The organism is Amycolatopsis sp. NBC_00355, assembly GCF_036104975.1.
Classification (GTDB): domain Bacteria; phylum Actinomycetota; class Actinomycetes; order Mycobacteriales; family Pseudonocardiaceae; genus Amycolatopsis.
In genome coordinates, this window is sequence record NZ_CP107982.1 from 2,091,564 (window position 1) to 2,111,765 (window position 20,202).

The 20,202-nt window shown below is 72.3% G+C and carries 24 protein-coding genes; 3 read left to right on the plus strand and 21 right to left on the minus strand.

The window, feature by feature from the left end; all coding sequences use genetic code 11:
* Positions 1 to 73 precede the first annotated feature (73 nt).
* From ruvB to ruvC, 3 genes are read right to left on the minus strand one after another with little or no spacing between them, the layout of a single operon-like run.
* A complete protein-coding gene (ruvB, locus tag OHS18_RS08420) occupies positions 74 to 1,147 on the minus strand; it encodes a Holliday junction branch migration DNA helicase RuvB (protein WP_328454292.1) in 1,074 nt (357 codons plus the stop codon).
* 9 nt (positions 1,148 to 1,156) lie between these two features.
* On the minus strand, positions 1,157 to 1,750 hold the full coding sequence (gene ruvA, locus OHS18_RS08425; protein ID WP_328454289.1) for a Holliday junction branch migration protein RuvA: 594 nt from the start codon (positions 1,748 to 1,750) through the stop codon (positions 1,157 to 1,159).
* Positions 1,747 to 2,364, minus strand: a complete 618-nt coding sequence (gene ruvC, locus OHS18_RS08430) for a crossover junction endodeoxyribonuclease RuvC (protein WP_328616542.1) — start codon at positions 2,362 to 2,364, stop codon at positions 1,747 to 1,749. The genes ruvA and ruvC overlap by 4 nt, the downstream gene beginning before the upstream one ends.
* Positions 2,365 to 2,435: 71 nt before the next feature.
* Here ruvC and OHS18_RS08435 point away from each other — a divergent pair, with 71 nt between their 5' ends.
* Positions 2,436 to 2,876 carry a cupin domain-containing protein gene (locus OHS18_RS08435; protein ID WP_328616543.1) on the plus strand — a complete coding sequence of 147 codons (441 nt, stop codon included), beginning with the start codon at positions 2,436 to 2,438 and terminating at the stop codon, positions 2,874 to 2,876.
* A gap of 1 nt (position 2,877) precedes the next feature.
* On the opposite strand, the gene OHS18_RS08440 is transcribed toward OHS18_RS08435, so the two are convergent.
* The 5 genes from OHS18_RS08440 to OHS18_RS08460 form a co-directional block, all read right to left on the minus strand.
* Positions 2,878 to 3,429 carry a DUF4262 domain-containing protein gene (locus OHS18_RS08440; protein ID WP_328454283.1) on the minus strand — a complete coding sequence of 184 codons (552 nt, stop codon included), beginning with the start codon at positions 3,427 to 3,429 and terminating at the stop codon, positions 2,878 to 2,880.
* 136 nt (positions 3,430 to 3,565) lie between these two features.
* Positions 3,566 to 4,321 carry a YebC/PmpR family DNA-binding transcriptional regulator gene (locus OHS18_RS08445; protein WP_328454281.1) on the minus strand — a complete coding sequence of 252 codons (756 nt, stop codon included), beginning with the start codon at positions 4,319 to 4,321 and terminating at the stop codon, positions 3,566 to 3,568.
* Between the two features lie 55 nt (positions 4,322 to 4,376).
* The gene (pdxT, locus tag OHS18_RS08450) at positions 4,377 to 4,997 is read right to left on the minus strand and encodes a pyridoxal 5'-phosphate synthase glutaminase subunit PdxT (protein WP_328454279.1); all 621 of its coding nucleotides are present in this window, start codon (positions 4,995 to 4,997) and stop codon (positions 4,377 to 4,379) included.
* 107 nt (positions 4,998 to 5,104) lie between these two features.
* Positions 5,105 to 5,425 (minus strand): AzlD domain-containing protein, encoded by a 321-nt coding sequence (locus OHS18_RS08455; RefSeq protein WP_328616544.1) that lies wholly within the window; start codon positions 5,423 to 5,425, stop codon positions 5,105 to 5,107.
* Complete coding sequence (locus OHS18_RS08460) at positions 5,425 to 6,141, minus strand: AzlC family ABC transporter permease (protein WP_328616545.1); 717 nt, start codon at positions 6,139 to 6,141, stop codon at positions 5,425 to 5,427. The genes OHS18_RS08455 and OHS18_RS08460 overlap by 1 nt, the downstream gene beginning before the upstream one ends.
* Before the next feature lie 68 nt (positions 6,142 to 6,209).
* On the opposite strand from OHS18_RS08460, the gene OHS18_RS08465 reads away from it, so the two are divergent.
* Positions 6,210 to 6,773, plus strand: coding sequence for a helix-turn-helix domain-containing protein (locus OHS18_RS08465; RefSeq protein WP_328454273.1), 564 nt, complete (start codon positions 6,210 to 6,212; stop codon positions 6,771 to 6,773).
* A 4-nt stretch (positions 6,774 to 6,777) separates the two neighbouring features.
* On the opposite strand, the gene pdxS is transcribed toward OHS18_RS08465, so the two are convergent.
* The 3 genes from pdxS to OHS18_RS08480 form a co-directional block, all read right to left on the minus strand.
* A complete protein-coding gene (gene pdxS / locus OHS18_RS08470) occupies positions 6,778 to 7,701 on the minus strand; it encodes a pyridoxal 5'-phosphate synthase lyase subunit PdxS (RefSeq protein ID WP_328454271.1) in 924 nt (307 codons plus the stop codon).
* A 91-nt stretch (positions 7,702 to 7,792) separates the two neighbouring features.
* Positions 7,793 to 8,776, minus strand: a complete 984-nt coding sequence (locus OHS18_RS08475; RefSeq protein WP_328616546.1) for an ArsR/SmtB family transcription factor — start codon at positions 8,774 to 8,776, stop codon at positions 7,793 to 7,795.
* Between the two features lie 30 nt (positions 8,777 to 8,806).
* Complete coding sequence (locus OHS18_RS08480) at positions 8,807 to 10,249, minus strand: FAD-binding oxidoreductase (RefSeq protein ID WP_328618495.1); 1,443 nt, start codon at positions 10,247 to 10,249, stop codon at positions 8,807 to 8,809.
* Positions 10,250 to 10,385: 136 nt separating this feature from the next.
* On the opposite strand from OHS18_RS08480, the gene OHS18_RS08485 reads away from it, so the two are divergent.
* The gene (locus OHS18_RS08485; protein ID WP_328454267.1) at positions 10,386 to 12,494 is read left to right on the plus strand and encodes an elongation factor G-like protein EF-G2; all 2,109 of its coding nucleotides are present in this window, start codon (positions 10,386 to 10,388) and stop codon (positions 12,492 to 12,494) included.
* Positions 12,495 to 12,570: 76 nt separating this feature from the next.
* Here OHS18_RS08485 and OHS18_RS08490 read toward each other — a convergent pair whose 3' ends face one another.
* From OHS18_RS08490 to thrS, 10 genes are all read right to left on the minus strand, one after another.
* The gene (locus tag OHS18_RS08490; protein WP_328616547.1) at positions 12,571 to 13,080 is read right to left on the minus strand and encodes an XdhC family protein; all 510 of its coding nucleotides are present in this window, start codon (positions 13,078 to 13,080) and stop codon (positions 12,571 to 12,573) included.
* Between the two features lie 19 nt (positions 13,081 to 13,099).
* Entirely contained in the window at positions 13,100 to 13,366 is a 267-nt protein-coding gene (locus tag OHS18_RS08495; protein ID WP_247052275.1) for a hypothetical protein, read from the minus strand.
* 32 nt (positions 13,367 to 13,398) lie between these two features.
* Entirely contained in the window at positions 13,399 to 13,656 is a 258-nt protein-coding gene (locus tag OHS18_RS08500; RefSeq protein ID WP_328454263.1) for a hypothetical protein, read from the minus strand.
* Between the two features lie 4 nt (positions 13,657 to 13,660).
* Positions 13,661 to 14,143 carry an NUDIX hydrolase gene (locus OHS18_RS08505; protein ID WP_328616548.1) on the minus strand — a complete coding sequence of 161 codons (483 nt, stop codon included), beginning with the start codon at positions 14,141 to 14,143 and terminating at the stop codon, positions 13,661 to 13,663.
* Positions 14,140 to 15,285: a glycosyltransferase family 4 protein gene (locus tag OHS18_RS08510; RefSeq protein ID WP_328618496.1), complete on the minus strand. Its 1,146-nt coding sequence runs from the start codon at positions 15,283 to 15,285 to the stop codon at positions 14,140 to 14,142. The genes OHS18_RS08505 and OHS18_RS08510 overlap by 4 nt, the downstream gene beginning before the upstream one ends.
* Positions 15,286 to 15,303: 18 nt before the next feature.
* Complete coding sequence (locus OHS18_RS08515; protein WP_328616549.1) at positions 15,304 to 16,221, minus strand: phosphatidylinositol mannoside acyltransferase; 918 nt, start codon at positions 16,219 to 16,221, stop codon at positions 15,304 to 15,306.
* Positions 16,218 to 16,844, minus strand: a complete 627-nt coding sequence (gene pgsA, locus OHS18_RS08520; RefSeq protein WP_328616550.1) for a phosphatidylinositol phosphate synthase — start codon at positions 16,842 to 16,844, stop codon at positions 16,218 to 16,220. The genes OHS18_RS08515 and pgsA overlap by 4 nt, the downstream gene beginning before the upstream one ends.
* An 89-nt stretch (positions 16,845 to 16,933) precedes the next feature.
* Positions 16,934 to 17,464, minus strand: a complete 531-nt coding sequence (locus OHS18_RS08525; RefSeq protein WP_328454258.1) for a MarR family winged helix-turn-helix transcriptional regulator — start codon at positions 17,462 to 17,464, stop codon at positions 16,934 to 16,936.
* Positions 17,465 to 17,517: 53 nt separating this feature from the next.
* Complete coding sequence (locus OHS18_RS08530) at positions 17,518 to 18,072, minus strand: HIT family protein (RefSeq protein WP_328454256.1); 555 nt, start codon at positions 18,070 to 18,072, stop codon at positions 17,518 to 17,520.
* On the minus strand, positions 18,069 to 20,096 hold the full coding sequence (gene thrS, locus OHS18_RS08535; protein ID WP_328616551.1) for a threonine--tRNA ligase: 2,028 nt from the start codon (positions 20,094 to 20,096) through the stop codon (positions 18,069 to 18,071). The genes OHS18_RS08530 and thrS overlap by 4 nt, the downstream gene beginning before the upstream one ends.
* Between the last annotated feature and the right edge of the window lie 106 nt (positions 20,097 to 20,202).

Consider the following 20,202-nt stretch of genomic DNA (forward strand, 5'->3'; position numbering starts at 1 on the left):
TGGGTGGTGTGCTCCTGTCGAGTGTGCCAGGTACCGGCGCGGACGCCAGCACCCACCCGCCGGTACGGGCCGCTCAGTCCTGCTGGAACGGCGCCGATCCGCCCTGGTCGGGGCGCCCCGGGTGGTCGGCGGGCGGCACCAGACCGAGGTGTTCCCACGCGGTCGCGGTGGCGACCCGGCCGCGCGGGGTGCGGGCGAGCATACCGGCGCGCACGAGGTAGGGCTCACACACCTCTTCCACGGTGGTCGCCTCCTCCCCCACGGCGACGGCCAGGGTCGAGATACCGACCGGCCCGCCGCCGAACGACTTGGTCAGGGCGGTGAGCACGGCCCGGTCGAGCCGGTCGAGGCCCAGCTCGTCGACGTCGTAGACGGCCAGCGCGGCCCGGGCGATCGCCACGGTCACCTTGCCGTCCGCGCGGACCTCGGCGTAGTCGCGCACGCGCCGCAGCAGCCGGTTCGCGATCCGGGGTGTGCCCCGCGAGCGGCCGGCGATCTCGGCGCAGCCGTCGCGGTCGATCGGGATGTCGAGGATCGTCGCGGCCCGCCGGACGATCAGCTCCAGCTCGGTGTCGCTGTAGAACTCCATCTGGCCGGTGAAGCCGAACCGGTCGCGCAGCGGGCCGGTCAGCGAGCCGGACCGGGTGGTCGCCCCGACCAGCGTGAACGGCGCGATCTCCAGCGGGATGCTCGTGGCGCCCGGGCCCTTGCCGACCACGACGTCGACCCGGAAGTCCTCCATCGCCAGGTAGAGCATCTCCTCGGCGGGGCGGGCGATCCGGTGGATCTCGTCGATGAACAGGACGTCGCCGGGCGCAAGGTTGGACAGCATCGCGGCGAGGTCGCCGGCCCGTTCCAGGGCCGGCCCGGAAGTGATCCTGAGCGCCGCGCCCAGCTCGGCCGCGACGATCATCGCCATCGACGTCTTGCCCAGCCCGGGCGGGCCGGACAGCAGGACGTGGTCGGGCGGCACCCCGCGCCGCCGCGCGCTCTCCAGCACCAGCTCCAGCTGCTCGCGCACCCGCGGCTGGCCGACGAACTCGTCGAGCCGACGGGGCCGCAGCGTGCCCTCGACGTTCTCCTCGCCGGTCTGGGCCCACGCCGAGAGGGCGTCGTCCTCTTCCTCGGTCACGGCGTCATGGTCCATCAAGGCGCCCTACCGCTTCCGGCCGAGGGTGGTCAGCGAAGCGCGCAGCACGCTCGACGTCGTGTGGCCGTCACCGTCGGCGAGCACCTGGTCCACGGCCTGCTCGGCCTGCTTCGCCGGGAACCCGAGCCCGGCGAGCGCCTCGACGACCTCCGCGCGCAACGCGCCGGGGGCCGTGACCGCCGGCGCGTCCCCGGCGCCGAGCGCGGTGACCTTGTCCCGCAGCTCCAGGGTGAGCCGCTCGGCGCCCTTGCGGCCGATGCCGGGCACCGACGTGAGCACGGTGATGTTGCCTTCGACCAGCGCGCCGCGCAGCTTGTCGGGGTCGAGCACGGCGAGGGTGGCCAGCGCGAGCCGCGGCCCGATCCCGGACACCGTCTGCAGCAGCCCGAACAGCTCCCGCGCGTCGGCGTCGGCGAACCCGAACAGCGTCAGCGAGTCCTCGCGCACGATCAGGGCGGTGTGCAGCCGGGCCTCTTCGCCGCGGCGCAGGGTGGCCAGGGTCGCCGGGGTGGCCTGCACCGCGAAGCCGACCCCGCCGACCTCGACCACGACGTGGTCCAGGCCGACCGACAGGACTTCTCCGCGTACGGACGAGATCATCGTGCTGCTCCAGGCTTCTTCACGGCGGACTTCAACGGGGGCTTCCTGACAGTGGCTTGCTTGGCGGCCGCGGCCAGCCGCGCCTTGTGCGTGCGGGCCATCTCGGCCGCGCGGGCTTCGGCCTCGGCGAGCCGGGCCCGCATCGGCTCCCGCCAGAGGTGGCAGATGGCCAGCGCGAGCGCGTCCGCAGCGTCGGCGGGGTGCGGCGCGACCTCGAGGTTGAGCAACCGCATCACCATGGCGGTGACCTGGGCCTTGTCGGCCCGGCCGGACCCGCTGACGGCGGCCTTGACCTCGCTGGGGGTGTGGAACACGACCGGCAGGCCGCGGCGCGCGGCGGCCAGCGCGACGACGCCGCCGGCCTGCGCGGTACCCATCGCGGTCCGGACGTTGTGCTGCGCGAACACCCGCTCGACGGCGACCGCGGCCGGCTTGTACTTGTCCAGCCAGCGCTCGACCTCGTCGGAGATGCCGAGCAGGCGGTGCGCGAGATCGGCGTCGGGCGGCGTGCGCACGACGTCCACGGCCACGCACCGGACGACCCGGCCCTTGCCGCCGTCGACCACGCCCAGGCCGCACCTGGTCAATCCGGGGTCGACCCCGAGCACTCGCACGCTTGTCCTCCCGCCGCGAACATCAGTTCGAGCCTGAGGCTACTGGGCAGGCCTGCGGCAGGATGGCTGACATGCCGGAGCCGAAGGATTTCATCACCCACCTGGGACTTCAGCCGCTGCCCGTCGAAGGCGGGCGGTGGGCGCAGAGCTGGCGGTCCGACACCGGGTCCGCGATCTACTACCTGCTCGTCGCGCCCGAGTCCTCGGCACCGCACCGGCTGGACCGGGTGGAGGTGTACGCGCACCACGCGGGCGCGCCGGCCGCAATGCTGCTGCTCCACCCGGACGGCTCGGTCGAGCGGCCGGTGCTCGGCGCCGACGTCGCGGCCGGGGAACGGCCGCAGGTCGTGGTGCCCGCGGGGACCTGGCAGGCGACGGTCACGCGGGGCGCGTGGAGCCTGCTGGGCACGGTCGTGGTGCCGCCCTACACGGACGACTGCGTGGAGTTCGCCGCGGCGGCCGATCTCGCGGCGGAGTACCCGTCCGCGGCCGCCGACCTGCGGAAGTTCTGATTCAGGGGCCGTCGACGCCCGGGGTCCAGCTCTCCGGGTCGCCGCTCTCGGTGAGCACGAGCTGCCACTTCGCGAAGCCCTCGGGCGCGTCGGGGTGCCACGGGAACTTGCCCTCCGGTGTGGCGACGATCAGCTGCAGCGCCGGGAAGTCGCCGTCCGGGTAGATGAGGAACGCGGTGCCGAAGTACTCGGGGTAGTGCCCCTTGGCGACCCGCTCGAGGACCACCGGGACGCCGTCGAAGAAGTTGTCGTAGCGCTGGCCGACCTCGAAGATCTCGCCGTTGGCCGCGCGGTCGACGTACGCGTCGAGCAGGACCTGGCCCATCTGGTCGGGCAGCCCGACGACGACGGCCTCGGGCACGTTGTGCAGCGCCCACGCGCAGGCGGTGAAGCAGTAGCCGGCGCCCTCGTCGTCGCCGGCGACCGTGACGACGGCGTTCCCGCGTTCCTTGGCCTGCGTCTCGATCCATTCGACCAGGCGCTGTTCGTCCGCCGTCAGGTCGGCGGCGATTTCGGCGGAGGCGGCGTGCGTCGTCGAGGTCACGGCGCACATTCTGCCTGACGAGCCCGCCGCAGCCCAGTACCCGGGCGCCGAAAGTTGCCGATCGGGCCGGGATGCGTTGCGGGACAAGGGAAAAGAAATGCGCCGCGGGTGATGTCCGCGGCGCATCTCTTTTCGCGGTCGTTCGTCAGCCGACCTCGGCGAGCACTTCATCCGAAACGTCGAAGTTCGCGTAGACGTTCTGGACGTCGTCGCAATCCTCGAGCGCGTCGATCAGCTTGAAGACCTTCTTCGCGCCGTCCGCGTCCAGGGGGACACTGACCGTCGGGAGGAACGTCATTTCCGCCGACTCGTACTCGAACCCGGCCTCCTGCAGTGCCTTGCGCACCGGGACCAGGTCGCCGCCCTCGGAGACGATCTCGAAGCTCTCGTCGAGGTCGTTGACCTCCTCGGCGCCCGCGTCGAGGACCGCCATGAGGACGTCGTCCTCGGTGGCGTCCGCCTTCGGCATGATCACGACGCCCTTGCGGTTGAACATGTAGGCGACCGAGCCCGGGTCGGCGAGGGAGCCGCCGTTGCGCGTGAGCGCGGTGCGGACCTCCATCGCGGCACGGTTCTTGTTGTCGGTGAGGCACTCGATCAGCACCGCCACGCCGTTGGGGCCGTAACCCTCGTACGTGATGTTCTGCCAGTCGGCGCCGCCGGCCTCTTCACCACCACCGCGCTTGCGGGCGCGCTCGATGTTGTCCTGCGGAACCGAGTTCTTCTTCGCCTTCTGGATGGCGTCGTAGAGCGTGGGGTTGCCGTCCGGGTCGCCACCACCGGTGCCGGTCCGCGCGGCCACCTCGATGTTCTTGATCAACCGAGCGAAGAGCTTGCCGCGCTTCGCGTCGAGGTTGGCCTTCTTGTGTTTCGTGGTGGCCCACTTGGAGTGGCCGCTCATCTCTCCTCCATCTGTTCCGTACCCCGGCCGGGCACCGCGTCTCAGGCAGCCTGTCTCAAGCAGCCTGTCGCACGAGGTCGACGAACAACCGGTGCACCCGCACGTCGGGCGTCAGTTCCGGGTGGAACGCGGTCGCCAGCACCGCCCCTTGCCGGACCGCGACGATCCTAGCGGCCTCGTCGCCCAGGCCGGGGACGCCGCTGACCGTGGCCAGTACCTCGACGCCGTCACCGGCCTTCTCGACCCACGGCGCCCGGATGAACACCGCGTGCACGCCGCCACCGCCGACCCCGGCGAAGTCCAGGTCGGCCTCGAAGGAGTCGACCTGCCTGCCGAAGGCGTTGCGCCGGACGACCACGTCGAGCCCGCCGAGCTGCTGCTGGTCCGGCCGCCCGTCGAGGGTCTGGCGCGCCAGCAGGATCATCCCGGCGCACGAGCCGAACGCGGGCAGCCCGCCGGCGATCCGCGCGCGCAGCGGTTCCAGCAGCTCGAACGTCTCGAGCAACCGGGACATCGTGGTCGACTCGCCGCCGGGCAGCACCAGACCGTCCACTTCGGACAGCTCGGTGGCCCGCCGCACCGGCACCGCCCGCGCGCCCGCTTCTTCCAGCATCGCGACGTGCTCGCGCACGGCACCCTGCATGGCGAGCACACCGACGACCGGCTTGGACGACACCCAACCTCCCGAAGACCCTTCCCACCAGCCTAGACGCTGACCCGCGGCGGCGGAGCGTCAGGTCAGCGCGCGCCCCGGCCCCGGAGCGTAACCGGACAGGACGCGGGTCAGGGGACGCCGGCGAGGCGCAGCAGGGCGGCCGTCGCGGCGGCCGCGACGACGACCAGCACGAACGGGGCCTTGCGCCAGGCCAGGACTCCCCCGACCAGCACCCCGGCGGGCCGGGCGAAGCCGGCGAACGAGTGGCCTTCGGTCAGGGCGCTCACCGCGACCAGCGCCGCCAGCAGCACCACCGCGCCGAGCACCATGAGCCGTTCGGCGCGCGGCGACAGCTTCACCCGCTCGCGCAGCAGCGGGCCGGCGAGCCGGAAGGCGAAGGTGCCCACGGCCAGCACGATCGTGCCGATGAGCAGTTCGGCGCCGTCCATCAGCAGACCTCCTGCGGCTCGGCCCCGGGCTCGGACCCGGGCCGGGGTTCGCGCGCCGCGACCCCGGCGACGACGCCGGCCAGGGCGAGCAGCACCGGCAGGCCGGCGGGCAGGAACGGCGTCGCGACCAGGGCGACGACCACGCCCAGCAGCACCGGCAACCGGGCCGCGCGGTCGCGCAGGGACGGCAGGACCAGCGCCAGCAGGACCGCGGGGAACGCCGCGTCCAGCCCGAACGCGTCGGTGTCGCTGATCGCGGTGCCGGCGAACGCTCCGACGACGACGCCGAGGTTCCAGCAGGCGAACAGGCCGATCCCGCAGGCCCAGTAGGCCGCGCGACGCCGCTGCCGCTCCTCCTGGGCCAGCGCGAACGCCACCGACTCGTCGATCATCAGGTGGCTGCCGGCCAGCCGCGCGCCCCACCGTTTGCCCAGGACGTCGCCGAGCGCGAACCCGAACGGCAGGTGCCGCGCGTTGACGAGCAGCCCGGCCAGCACGGCGGCGAACGGATTGCCGCCGGAGGCCACGATCCCGATGAACATGAACTGGGACGCCCCCGCGAAGACCAGCAGGGACATCACCATCGGCGCCCAGATCGGGAAGCCGGAGCCCACCGCGATCGCGCCGTAGGACACCCCCACGAGACAATCGGCCAGGCAGACCAGACCGATGTCCCGGGCGAGAGCCCGATCGAGTGTTCGCCATATCGAACGCATGTGTTCTATGGTGAACACCGGGACCCGTGTTCGTCAAGGCGAACAGAAAGACCGATGGAGCGAACGGCATGGCGCAAGAAACCACGGGCGCGCCCCTGGAGATCATCGCGGCCTCGCTGCGCCGCGAACGGACCCGTGCGGGCCTGTCCCTGACCGAGGTGGCGCGGCGCGCCGGCCTGGCCAAGTCGACGCTCTCGCAGCTGGAGTCCGGCACGGGCAACCCGAGTGTCGAGACGCTGTGGGCGCTCGGCGTCGCGCTCGACGTGCCGTTCTCGCGGCTGGTGGAGCCGGACCGGCCGAAGGTCCGGGTGATCCGGGCCGGCAAGGGGCCCACGGTGTTCGCCGAACACGCCGACTACGCGTGCACGCTGCTGTCGGCGTGTCCCCCGTCGGCCCGGCGGGACGTGTACCTGATCCGCGCCGAGCCGGGCACGCCGCGGCGGTCCGACCCGCACATGACCGGCGTGATGGAGCACATCGTGCTGTGCGCGGGACGCGCCAGGGTGGGCGTCCTGGAGGCACCGGAGGAGCTGCTGCCCGGCGACTACATCTCCTACCCCGGCGACGTCCCGCACATCTTCGAAGCCCTCGAGCCGGGCACTTACGGCGTCGAGATCTCCGAGTACATCTAGGAGGTCACCAGCCGCGCTCGGCGAGGCGGTGGGGCTCCGGGATCTCCTCGACGTTGATGCCGACCATGGCCTCGCCCAGCCCGCGCGAGACCTTCGCCAGCACGTCCGGGTCGTCGTGGAACGTCGTGGCCTTGACGATCGCCTCGGCGCGCTGCGCCGGGTTGCCGGACTTGAAGATGCCCGAGCCGACGAACACGCCCTCGGCGCCCAGCTGCATCATCATCGCCGCGTCGGCCGGGGTGGCGATGCCGCCCGCGGTGAACAGCACCACCGGGAGCTTGCCGGCCTGCGCCACCTCGCGCACCAGCTCGTACGGCGCCTGCAGCTCCTTAGCCGCGACGAACAGCTCGTCCTCCGGCAGCGACGTCAGCTTGCGGATCTCGCCGCGGATCTTGCGCATGTGCGTGGTGGCGTTGGAGACGTCGCCGGTGCCGGCCTCACCCTTGGAGCGGATCATCGCCGCGCCCTCGGTGATCCGGCGCAGGGCCTCGCCCAGGTTGGTCGCGCCGCAGACGAAGGGGACGGTGAACGCCCACTTGTCGATGTGGTTGGCGTAGTCGGCCGGGGTCAGCACTTCGGACTCGTCCACGTAGTCGACACCCAGGGACTGCAGCACCTGCGCCTCGACGAAGTGGCCGATGCGGGCCTTCGCCATGACCGGGATCGAGACCGTCTCGATGATCGCGTCGATCAGGTCCGGGTCGCTCATCCGCGCGACGCCGCCCTGGGCGCGGATGTCGGCCGGTACGCGCTCGAGCGCCATCACCGCGACCGCGCCGGCGTCTTCGGCGATCTTCGCCTGCTCGGCGGTGACCACGTCCATGATCACGCCGCCCTTGAGCATCTCGGCCATGCCGCGCTTCACCTTGGCGGTGCCGGTGACCGACTGGACGGAGCCGTTCTGGGGAGTGGTCTGCTGCTCGGGCACGACGAGGCCTTTCGACACGAGATCGGGAGGGGTGACGAGTCCGAGCGTAGGTCGGCGGTGGACCCTTCAGGCAGGCCAGTACGCGGGTATCTCAGCAGTCCACTTCGCCGGCGCCCTCGACCAGGACTTCGGCGGCCCGGGTACGCGTGTAGAGCACGTGACGTCCGGCACGGTGCCCGCTGACCAGGCCCGCGGCCTTCAGGACGCCGAGGTGCTGCGACACCGCGCCGGCACTGAGACGGGTCCGGCGGGCCAGCTCCGAGGTGGACGCCGGCGCGGCCAGCTCGGCCAGCAGCATCGCCCGGCCGCGGCCCACCACGGCGGCCAGCGCGCCCGGCGCGGCCGCCGTGCCGGTCTCCCACAGCGTCGCGATCCCCCGCGGCGGGTACCGCAGCACGGGCTGCCGACGCGGGTCGGTCTTGGAGAACACCCGCGGCCAGACGAACGCCGAGGGCACCAGCACCAGGCCGCGCCCGTCGAGCGGGACGGCGGCGTGCAGGTGCCGGTGCGCCACCGTGAGCGTGCCGCCCTGCCAGCGGACCATCGGGGTGAGGTCGTTGAACAGCTCGGCGGCACCACCGCGGGCCAGCAGGCGCGACCGGTGCAGCACGTCGGCCTCGAGCAGGGCGCGGATCCGCGGCCACTCCGGCGCCAGCACGAGGTCCCAGTACCGCTCCATCAGCGTCGCGAGCCGGTCGAGGCCCGCTTCCGGATCGCGGTGGAAGCGGTTCAGCGCGAGCGACCGCGGCCCGGCCATCGCGTCCAGCTCCCGCCGGACGAGGCGGGCGGGCACGTCGCGGAGGTCGGCGAGCTCGTCGGCCAGCTCCGGCAACGGCGTCGAGGGGGTGCCCGCCAGGAAGCCCGGGAGGTGCCGGACGGGCACCAGCTCACGCAGGAGCGAGATGTCCAGCCCGGCCTCGTCGAGCGCCGCGGTGGCGCGCTTGACCCACGGCAGGTGCAGCGCGTGCTCCCCCGGCTGGTTCAGGACGCGGACGCTCGCCACGATCTCCCACCCGGGCGAGAACGCGAACCGGGTGTGCGCCAGGTCCTCTGTGGAGAATGCCAGGTCGAGCACGCTGCCTCCTGCCGCCGGAACGGTTCCAGGTTAGAGCGCTCCCTTGTGGACAGTCGAGTGGGGTGCCGAAAGTCCTTGGGGGAAAGCGAAAATTCCTCGCGGGTCGTACCTCCGGGCGACCGCGCGCAGCCTCGGCAGGTTCGGCCCGTAGTAGGCCAGCGGCCAGTCCGGCATCTCCGGGTCGAGGTAGTTCACGTACCCGGTGGTGCCGAACTCCGGCCCCAGCCCGTCCCGCACGGCGGCGAGCGAACGCCGGGCGCCGGCCTCGCCGCCCTCACCCGGTTCGGCGCTGTGCAGGAACTGGAGGCTCGCCACGGCGGTCCGGTGCGGGAAGGCCGTGTCCCGGACGCCGACGCGCGCGATGGCGCCGCCGCCGGCGTCGATGATGGTGTCGACGCCCGGGTCCCGGATCAGCAGGTCGACGACGGCGGCCGGGTCGGCGGCCGGCCGCGTGAGCATCCGCGACGTCCCGACGTAGGCCGCGCGGTTCACGACCGCGCCGGGCCGGGACTCCCGGTCGTCGAAGGAGCGCATCGCGGACAGGTGGTCCGTGGTCCGCCGCCGCTGCTCGGCCGGCGGCGTGCCGACCCGGCGGATCAGGTCGTCGAGCAGCTCGTTCATCCGGGCTTCGGGGCCGAGGAACGTGCCGCCGAGGTTGGCGTGGTCGTCGCCGAGGCCCATCCCGGACCACAGCTCGTCCGGCATCTCCGGCTGCCACTCCTGCCAGGCGGCGAACAGCGCGGTCTGCGTGCCCACCGGGAAGTGCAGGTCGAAGACGGCGACGTCGGCGATCGGCACGGTCCGGAACGTGAACCCGGTGACGATCCCGAAGTTGCCGCCGCCCCCGCCGCGCAGTGCCCAGAACAAGTCGGGCTCGGCGGTCGCCGAAACCGTGCGCGCCCGGCCGTCCGCCGTGACGATCCGCGCGGCCTCCAGGTGGTCGCAGGTCAGCCCGTACTTGCGGTCGAGCACCCCGACGCCGCCGCCGAGGGCGAGCCCGGCGATGCCGACTGTGTCGCAGCTGCCCGCGGGCAGCACGCGACCGGCCGCCGCGAGCGTGGTGGTGATCGGCCCCAGCCGCGCTCCGGCGCCGATCACCGCGCGGCCGCCGGGGCGGACGTCGACGCCGGAGAACCGGCTCAGGTCGACCACGATCCCGCCGTCCACTGTGGAATAGCCGGGATAGCTGTGCCCGCCGCTGCGCGCGGCGATCGGCAGATCGTGCCGCGCCGCGAAGGCCACGGCAGCCTGGACGTCCTCGATCCGCGCGGCCCCCACCACCGCCGCCGGGACGCGATGGTCGTACATCGTGAAATAGCCCTGCTTCGCCTCCGGATAGCCCGGATCGCCCGGCCGGAACAACGGTCCGGCCAGTTTCCGGCGGAGCCGCTCCCATTCGTCTCCCGGCAGCCCGCCGGCCAGTCCCGCCACCGGAACCGCCCCCGAAATCCGCAGGAAAGTGCGCCTGTTCACCGTCACCAAAACTCCCCCTCGCCCCGCTCCCCCGGGCATTCGGCTGGTCCCGGGACCCGCGCCTTGCCGTGACCAGGGTAACGGGTGTGTGATCGAGGACACATCTCACACACTCGCCGTTCGCCGAGGAGTCGTCATGGCCGACAGACAAGCCAAGAACGCCGACACCGGGGCCGCCGTCGCTGTGAACGACCCCGCCAAGGTCCGCAACGTGGTGCTCGTCGGCCCGTCGGGCTCGGGGAAGACGACCCTCACCGAGGCTCTGCTCGCCGCGTCCGGCACGGTGTCGCGCGCGGGCTCGGTGGTCGACGGGACGACAGTGTGCGACCACGACCCGGCGGCGGTCCGCCAGCAGCGCTCGGTCGGCCTTTCGGTGGCCCCCGTGCTGCACCAGGGCCACAAGATCAACCTGATCGACACCCCCGGGTACGCCGATTTCGTCGGGGAGCTGCGGGCCGGGCTGCGGGCGGCGGACGCGGCGCTGTTCGTCGTCTGCGCGGCCGAAGGGGTCGACGCGGCGACCGTCGCGGTGTGGGAGGAATGCGCCGCGGTCGGGATGCCGCGCGCGGTCGTCGTCTCCCGGCTCGACCACCACCGGGCCGACCCGATGGCCGAGATCGCCGCCTGCCAGGCCGCCTTCGGCGCCGGCGTCCTGCCGCTCTACCTGCCCGCGGGCGACGGCCTGGTCGGGCTCATCACCCAGCGCTACTTCGACTACTCCGGCGGGCACCCGCCCAAGATCGGCGAACCGGACCCGGCCGACCTCGAACGGCTGGCCGAGGCCCGCAACGAGCTCATCGAAGGGATCATCGCCGAGAGCGAAGACGAAACCCTGATGGAGCGCTACCTCGGCGGCGAGGAGATCGCCGAAGAGACGCTGATCGCCGACCTCGAGACCGCCGTCGCGCGCGGCACCTTCCACCCGGTCATCCCGGTCTGCTCGACGACCGGCACCGGCCTGTCCGAGGTGCTGGACGGGATCGTCCGGGCGTTCCCCTCCCCGCTCGAACACGCCCCGCCCGAGGTCACCACGCCCGACGGCGACCCGCACGCCGGGCTGACCGCCGATCCCGCGGGCCCCCTCGCCGCGGAGGTCGTGCGGACGGCCGTCGACTCCTACGTCGGCCGGGTTTCCCTCGTCCGGGTGTTCTCCGGGACGCTGCGGCCCGAACGGCCGGTGCACGTGTCCGGGCACGGCCTCGCCGAACGCGGGCACGAGGACCACGACGCCGACGAGCGCGTCGCGCACCTATACTCCCCGCTCGGCGCGAACCTGCGCGAGGTGCCCTACTGCGTCGCGGGCGACCTCTGCGCGCTGACGAAGGTCGGTTCGGCGGAGACCGGCGACACCGTCTCCTCCCCCGAAGAGCCGCTGCTGATGGAACCCTGGACGATGCCGGAGCCGTTGCTGCCGGTGGCCGTCGTCGCCAAGACCCGCAGTGACGAGGACACCTTGGCGCGCAACCTGTCCCGGCTCGTCGCCGGCGACCCGACGCTGCGGCTGGACCGCAACGCCGAGACCAACCAGCTGGTCCTGTGGTGCATGGGCGAGGCGCACTCGGACGTCGTGCTGTCCCGGCTGCGCGCGGGCGGTGCCGACGTCGACACCGAGCCGGTGAAGATCAGCCTGCGCTCGACGTTCGGCAAGCTCGCCAAAGGCCACGGCCGGCACGTGAAGCAATCCGGCGGCCACGGCCAGTTCGCCGTCTGCGACATCGAGGTCGAACCGCTGCCGCGCGGCGGCGGCTTCCAGTTCGTCGACAAGGTGGTCGGGGGCTCGGTGCCGCACCAGTTCATCCCGAGCGTCGAGAAGGGCGTGCGGGCCCAGCTGCAACGCGGGCTCGGCGACGGGCACCCGGTGGTCGACATCAAGGTGACGCTGGTCGACGGCAAGGCGCACAGCGTCGACTCGTCCGACGCGGCGTTCCAGACCGCCGGCGCGCTGGCGCTGCGGGAAGCCGCGTCGAACGGGCACATCACGATGCTCGAGCCCCTGGAAGAGGTGGCGATCCGGCTGCCGGACGAGCACCTCGGCACGGTCCTCGGCGACCTGTCCTCCCGCCGCGGCCGGGTACTGGGCACCGAAGCCGGTGACGGCGGCCGGACGGTGATCAAGGCCGAGGTCCCGGCGACCGAGCTGCTGCGCTACCTGATCGACCTGCGCTCGATGACCTCGGGCACGGCGACCTTCACCCGCCACCACGCCCGCTTCGAGCCGATGCCGGAAGGAATGGCGGTCCACTAGCCGGGTCTGCCGCGGCTGGTCGTGAGTGTTTAGGGCGGTTAGAACCGCCCTAAACACTCACGACGGGTCTGGGCCTTCAGAAGTCGAAGCCGCCCGGGCGGTTGTTGCGGTCGGCCAGCAGGCCGGCGAGCGTGGCGATCGCGATCTCCGGCGGCGTCCGCGAGCCGATGTTCAGACCGACCGGGCGGTGCACGCGGGCGATCTCGGCGTCCGGCACGCCGAGCGCGTGCAGCGCGGCCTGGTGCGGGCCGGGGTGGCGCGGGTTGCCGAGCACGCCGATCCAGCGCGGCTGGTGCTCGAGGGCGGCCTTCAGGACCTCGCCGAGCTCGGGCCGGTGGTGGTCGGTGACGACGACGTCGGCGGACCCGTCGAGCGGCGGCAGCGTCGTCGCGGCGTCGAAGCCGTCCGGGACGTCGGTCGCGCGCGCGGCGTCCGGTTCGAACAGCGCGACGTGGAACCGGAGGTCCCGCGCGAACTTCAGCAGGTACCGCGACACGGGCGAGGCGAAGACGGCGACCAGGGTCCGCACGCCGGAGTCCGGTTCGGCGGCGCCGTGGGCGACTTCGCAGGCCTCGGGTTCACTCATGCCGCCATTGTGCCCCCGCTCAGCGGACTTCCTCGCCCAGCGAGACGCGGAACTGGTACGTGTCCGTCTTGCCCTTGATCAGCACCAGGTACCCACCGGCCACGCGCAGCACCGTCCGGCCCTGCGGTGACCACGGACGCGCCGGCCGGTGCTGCTTCGCGAGCAGGTACGCCTCGTCCTCCGCGCTCTCGCGATCGGGGTAGCGCTCGGCTTCCGCGACCGACCAGCCCCGGGCGTCACCGGCGCCGCCCTGCTCTTCGATGACGACCCACCAAATCGAACTCATGACCTTCCGACGCGCCCGGGCGCGGGACGGTTTCAGATCTCTTCGCCCACGGTCAGCCGGAAGTGGAACGTCGAGGTCCGGCCGTCGACGATCACCAGGTAACCGCCCGCGACCCGCAGCACCTTCCGCGACTTCGGCGACCACGGGTAGACCGGCTCGTACTCACGGGCCAGCCGCAGCGCCTCGGCCTCGGCGGTCTCCTGGTCGTCGCACGGGAAGGTGTCCGAAAGGGACCAGCTCCGGCCGTCACCGGCGCCGCGCTGCTCCTCGACGACCACCCACCAGCTCACGGCGTCACACCTCCGGCTCGGCGAACTCGAAGTACTCCGGCAGCGGCGCGGTCCCGGCCAGCCGGAAGTAGCGGACCTTCCGGCGGCGCCGCAGCCGCAGGGTGTCGCGCACGGCGTCGTTGTGGACGCGCCGCGCGATGATCACCCGGTGCTCGGCGTCGGTCAGCTCCTCGGCCAGCTCGGGCAGCAGGCCCGCGCGGTCGACGCGGCTCAGCTCCCGGGTCAGCTCGTTCTCTTCGGTCTCGCGGTCGGGCCGCGGCGCCGCCTCGGCGCGTTCGGCCGACGTCCGCAGTTCGGTGTCGCCCAGCACCACGGCGACCGCCCGGGCCACCACCGCGCGACGGGCCAGTGCCGCGTCGAGGGCCGCCCAGCCCGCGTCCATCCGGACGTGCAGCCGGTCGAGCCGGTTCGCCGTCGCCACCAGGAACAGGCCGCCGAGCACCACGATCACCGCGAGCACCGGCAGCAGCCAGCCGAGCACGCTCACCGGGCGAACTCCCGCTCCGGCGCCGCCACGCGCCGCGGGTCGGCGGCGACGGCCGTCTCGTAGACCCGCAAGATCTGGGTGGCCACGACCGACCAGTCGAACATCGTGACGCGCTCCCCCGCCGCGGCGGCCAGCGACGCCCGGCGCGCCGGGTCGCCGAGCAGCTCGCGCAGCCCGTCGGCGAGCGCGCCCGGGTCGCCGGTCTCGACGAGCATCCCGGCCCGGCCGTCGTCGAGCACCCGGCGGAACGAGTCGAGGCCGCTCGCCAGCACCGGTGTCCCGGCGGCCATCGCCTCGGTGAGGATCATCCCGAAGCTCTCGCCGCCGGTGTTGGGCGCGCAGTAGACGTCGACGCTGCGCAGGGCCTGGGCCTTGACGTGGTCGTCGGCCTGGCCGAGCAGCTCCAGGTGCGGGGCCAGCTCGGGGCCGGCGTCGCGGCGCAGCTGGTCTTCGTCGCCGCGGCCGACGACGACCAGCCGCAGGTCCTCGAACTCCGGCAGGATCCGCCGCAACGCCTCCAGCAGCACCCCCATGCCCTTGCGGGGCTCGCCGAACCGGCCGACGAACCCGACCGTGCCGCCGGCCCGCGGGTAGCCCGGCAACGGTGTCGCGGAGGAGAAGAACTCGACGTCGACGCCGTTGGGGACCTCGACGGCGTCACCGCCCGCGTGCTCCACCTGGACCCGGCGGGCCAGCGCGGACACGGCGATCCGCGCGGTGATCTTCTCCAGCAGCGGCCGGAGCACGGGCTGGAACGCCGAGAGGGTGCGCGACCGGGTCGTCGCGGTGTGGAAGGTCGCGACGATCGGGCCGTCGGCGATGAGCAGCGCCAGCAGGGACAGGCTCGGCGCGGCGGGCTCGTGCAGGTGCAGGACGTCGAAGTCGCCTTCGCGGATCCAGCGCCGCACGCGGGCGTAGGAGACCGGGCCGAACTGCAGGCGGGCGACCGAGCCGTTGTAGCGGATCCCGAGCGCCTTGCCGGCCGGGTGCACGAACTCCGGCAGGTCCGCGTCGTCGTCGGCGGGCGCGAGCACGGACACCTGGTGCCCGCGCGAGATCAGCGCCTTCGTCAGGTCGATCACGTGCCCCTGGACGCCGCCGGGCACGTCGAAGGAGTACGGGCACACGATCCCGATCCGCATCGGTCGCGTGGACACGGCTCAGCTCGCTTCTTCGAGGCTGCCCGGCTCGGCGGCCTCCATGTCGGCGGGCCAGAACTTCTGCACCATGTGCCAGTCGGCGGGGTGCGCGGCGATGTCGCCGGCGAAGATGTCGGCCAGCGCCTGGGTCGCGGCCGGCACCTCGGCGCGCGCGGTGACGCGGATGCGCGGGTGCAGCCGGACCTGCCAGCCGTCCTCGGTGAACCAGCAGCCCGCCGGGATCAGCGCGGCGCCGGTCGTCGCGGCCAGCCGCGCCGGGCCGCCGGGCATCCGGGCCGGCTCGCCGAAGAACTTCACGGGGATGCCGTTGTCGGTCAGGTCGCGGTCGCCCACCAGGCAGACGGCCTTGTTCTCCCGCAGCCGCTTGAGCAGCACGCGCATCGCGGAGCTGTCGCCGGTCAGGGGGACGATCTCGAACCCGAGCGACTCGCGGTAGGAGGCGAACCGGCGGTAGAGCGACTCGGGCTTCAGGCGCTCGGCGACGGTCGTGAAGCCGCCGAGGTAGTCGGCCAGCCAGACGCCGGCGATGTCCCAGTTGCCGCTGTGCGGCAGCGCCATCACGGCGCCGTTGCCCTCGGCCAGGGCCGCGTCGAGGTTCTCGACGCCGGTGATCGAGGCCGCGACCTTGCCGCTGACCTCCTTCTGGTCCATCGACGGCAGCCGGAACGTCTCGTGCCAGTAGCGGGCGTACGAGCGCATCGCGCGGCGGGTCAGCTCGTCCAGCTCGGCCGGGTCGGCCTGCGGCACGACGCGGGCGAGGTTGGTGCGCAGCTGCCGCACGCCCCCACCGTCCTGCCGGACGGCGAGGTCCGCCCCCAGGGAGAACACGGTGCCGCCGAACCCGGCGGGCAGCCAGCCGGCCAGCCGCCACGCGGCGGCGTACCCGAACTCGCTGAGCCTGCCGGACACCTTGCTCATACCGGCTGCTCCCCGGCGGCCGCCTCGCGGGCCGCCTTCGCGACGGCGGCGAAGCGCTGCACCAGCGTGATGACCGAGAGCACGGCCAGCAGCCAGAGCGAGATGTCCACGGTCCACGGCACGCCGAGGCCGTGCAGCCCGGTGCCGACCAGCGCGATGATGAGCCGCTCGGCGCGTTCGACGAGGCCGCCGTCGACCGGCAGGCCGGACGCGTCGGCGCGGGCCTTGACGTAGGAGATGACCTGGGCGAGGACCAGGCACAGCAGGGCCGCGGCGGCGGCGGGGTGGTTGTCGTCGACCACGAAGCACCACCAGGCGATGGCGGCGAAGAGCGCGCCGTCCACCAGCCTGTCGCAGGTCGCGTCGAGCACCGCGCCGAACGGGGTGCCGTAGCCGCGGGCCCGGGCCATGGCGCCGTCGAGCAGGTCGAGCATGGCGAAGCCCCACACCGTGAAGGTGCCCCACAGCAGGAAGCCGTTGGGGAAGAAGACCAGGGCACAGGCGATGGCGCCGGCGGTGCCGAGCACGGTCATCGCGTTCGGGGTCAGCCCGGCGCGGACCAGCGCCTGGCCGATCGGATCGGTGACGCGGGAAACGGAGGCACGCGCGAAGATATTGAGCATCGGTTCGTCTGAGGCACCTGGCTACGAGGGTCGGGTGGGCGATGGCAGCCTATCGACCCGCCCCGGTGAACCCGACGCGCCGCCCCGCGTCAGCCCGATTTCGGCAGCCGGACGACCTCGCCCGGATACTCCGCGGCGTCTCGCTCGGCCTGCGCCGCGGCGCATTTCGGCGAGAGCCGGTCGCGGATCGCGGCGCTGATCTCACCCAGCGCGGTCACCTGCTCCGGCGTCAGCGGGTCGAACAGGCTCTCCCGGACCGCCTCGACGTGCCCGGGGGCCGCCGCTTCGAGGGCGTCGAAGCCTTCCTTCGTCAGGACGGCCCACGCGCCGCGCTTGTCGGTCGGGCAGGCTTCGCGGCGGACCCAGCCGTTGGCCTCCAGGCGCGCGACGGCGTGCGAGAGACGGCTGCGCGACGCCTGGCGCGCGTCGGCGAGCTCGCTCATCCGGAGACGCCGGCCGGGCGCTTCGGAAAGGGAGACGAGCACCTCGTAGTACGTGTGCGGCATGCCCGAGTCGTGCTGGAGCTGACCCTCGAGGTGCGCGCCGAGCATGCGGGTGGCCAGGTTGAATTCACGCCAGACGCGCTGCTCGTCGTCGCTGAGCCATCGAGTTTCGGACATACCCCCAGCATACCCCTGGTTGAACCCTCAATCAGGGGTTGCCGGTTACGGGTTCACCAGGCGTCGGCCAGCAGGTCCCGCGTCTCGCCCAGAAGCTGCGGGAGCACCTTCGTCTGGCCGATCACCGGCATGAAGTTCGCGTCGCCGCCCCAGCGCGGCACCAGGTGCTGGTGCAGGTGCGCGGCGATCCCGGCACCGGCGATGACGCCCTGGTTCAGGCCGATGTTGAACCCGTGCGCGCCCGACACCTCGCGGATCACCTTCATCGCGTGCTGGGTGAACTCCGCGACCTCGCGGGTCTCCTCCGGCGTCAGCTCGGTGTAGTCCGCGACGTGCCGGTACGGCACCACCATCAGGTGACCCGGGTTGTACGGGTACAGGTTCAGCACCGCGTAGACGACCTCGCCGCGGGCGACGATCAGGCCGGTCTTGTCGTCCATCGACGGGATCCGGCAGAACGGGCAGCCGGGTTCCTCGTCGCCGTCCGGGTTGTCGTGGCTCTTGATGTAGGCCATCCGGTGCGGGGTCCAGAGGCGGTGGAACGCGTCCTGGACCCCGACGCCCTGCTGTTCGACGACCTCGGGGCCGTCTTCGGGGACACCGCTCACCGAACGACCGTCTCCAGCGCTTCGGCCGACGGCGACGCGTTCTCGCGGCGCTCGATCCAGCCGGCGATGGCGGCGACGGCGTCGGCCACCGGCACCCCGTTGATCTGCCCGCCGTCGCGGAAGCGGAACGACACCGCGCCCGCCTCGACGTCCTTCGCGCCGGCCAGCAGCATGAAGGGCACCTTCTGCGTGGTGTGCGTGCGGATCTTCTTCTGCATCCGGTCGTCGCTCGCGTCGACCTCGGCGCGGATCCCCTGGGCGCGCAACGCCTTCTCGACGTCGTCCAGGAAGCCGACCTGGTCGGCGGTGATCGGGATGCCGACCACCTGCACCGGCGCCAGCCACGCCGGGAACGCGCCCGCGTAGTGCTCGGTGAGCACGCCGAAGAACCGCTCGATCGAGCCGAACAGCGCGCGGTGGATCATCACCGGCGTCTGGCGGGTGCCGTCCGATGCGGTGTACTCGAGCTCGAACCGCTTGTTCTGGTTGAAGTCCAGCTGGATGGTCGACATCTGCCAGGTGCGCCCGATGGCGTCCTTGGCCTGCACCGAGATCTTGGGGCCGTAGAAGGCCGCGCCGCCCGGGTCCGGGACCAGCTCGAGGCCGGAGTCGACAGCGGCCTGCCGCAGCGTCTCGGTGGCCTCCTCCCACTCCCAGTCCTCACCGATGAACTTCTCCGAGTCGCCGCGGGTGGACAGCTCGAGGTAGAAGTCGGAGAGGCCGTAGTCGGCCAGCAGGTCCAGCACGAACTTCAGCAGCGACCGGAGCTCGCCCGGCATCTGCTCCTTGGTGCAGTAGATGTGCGAGTCGTCCATCGTCAGGCCGCGCACGCGGGTCAGGCCGTGCACCACGCCCGACTTCTCGTAGCGGTAGACCGTGCCGAACTCGAACAGCCGCAGCGGCAGCTCGCGGTAGGACCGCCCGCGCGAGCGGAAGATCAGGTTGTGCATCGGGCAGTTCATGGCCTTGAGGTAGTAGTTCTCCTCGTCGAACTGCACCGGCGGGAACATCGTGTCCGCGTAGTAGGGCAGGTGGCCGGAGGTGTGGAACAGCTCGCCCTTGCTGATGTGCGGGGTGTTCACGAACTCGTAGCCGGCCTCTTCGTGGCGGCGGCGCGAGTAGTTCTCCAGCTCCCGGCGGATGATGCCGCCCTTGGGGTGGAACACCGGCAGGCCGGAGCCGATCTCCTCGGGGAAGGAGAACAGGTCCAGCTCGGCGCCGAGCTTGCGGTGGTCGCGGCGCTCGGCCTCGGCGATGCGCTCCAGGTAGGCGTCCTGCGCCTCGGCCGACTCCCACGCCGTGCCGTAGATCCGCTGCAGCTGCGGGTTCTTCTCGCTGCCCCGCCAGTACGCGGCGGCGACGCGGGTCAGCTTGAACGCGGGGATGAACTTGGTGGTCGGCACGTGCGGACCACGGCAGAGGTCACTCCAGACACGTTCCTTGGTGCGCGGGTCGAGATTGTCGTAGATGGTGAGCTCGCCCTCGCCCACCTCCATCACCTCGGCGGTGTCCACTTCGGACTTGAGGTCGACCAGTTCGAGCTTGAACGGCTCGTCGGCCAGTTCCTTCTTCGCCTCGTCCACGGAGTCGAAAACGCGCCGCGAGAACTGCTGCGCGCCCTTCACGATCTGCTTCATCCGCTTTTCGAGCGCCTGCAGGTCTTCCGGGGTGAACGGGGTGTCGACGGCGAAGTCGTAGTAGAAACCGTCCTTCACCGGCGGGCCGATGCCCAGCTTGGCGGCCGGGAACTGCTGCTGCACGGCCTGGGCGAGCACGTGGGCCGCCGAATGGCGGATGACGCTGCGGCCGTCCTCGGTGTTCGCGGCGACCGGTTCGACCTCGGCGTCGGATTCCGGGGCCCACGCGAGGTCGCGCAGCTTGCCCTCGGCGTCGCGCACGACGACGACCGTGTCCGCGCCTTTGGTCGGCAGACCGGCTTCGCGGACCGCCGCGCCCGCCGTAGTGCCCGCCGGTACCACCACGCGGGAGGCGGCCACGGGGGAAACGGGGGACGGCTGCGACACGATCGGCTCCTCGAACTGGAGTGACAAAGATGACCCGGTAGATGCTAGTCGGCGGCCGGTTCGCGCCTCACGGGCGTCCACGAATGCCGGACGGGCCGCCTCCGCG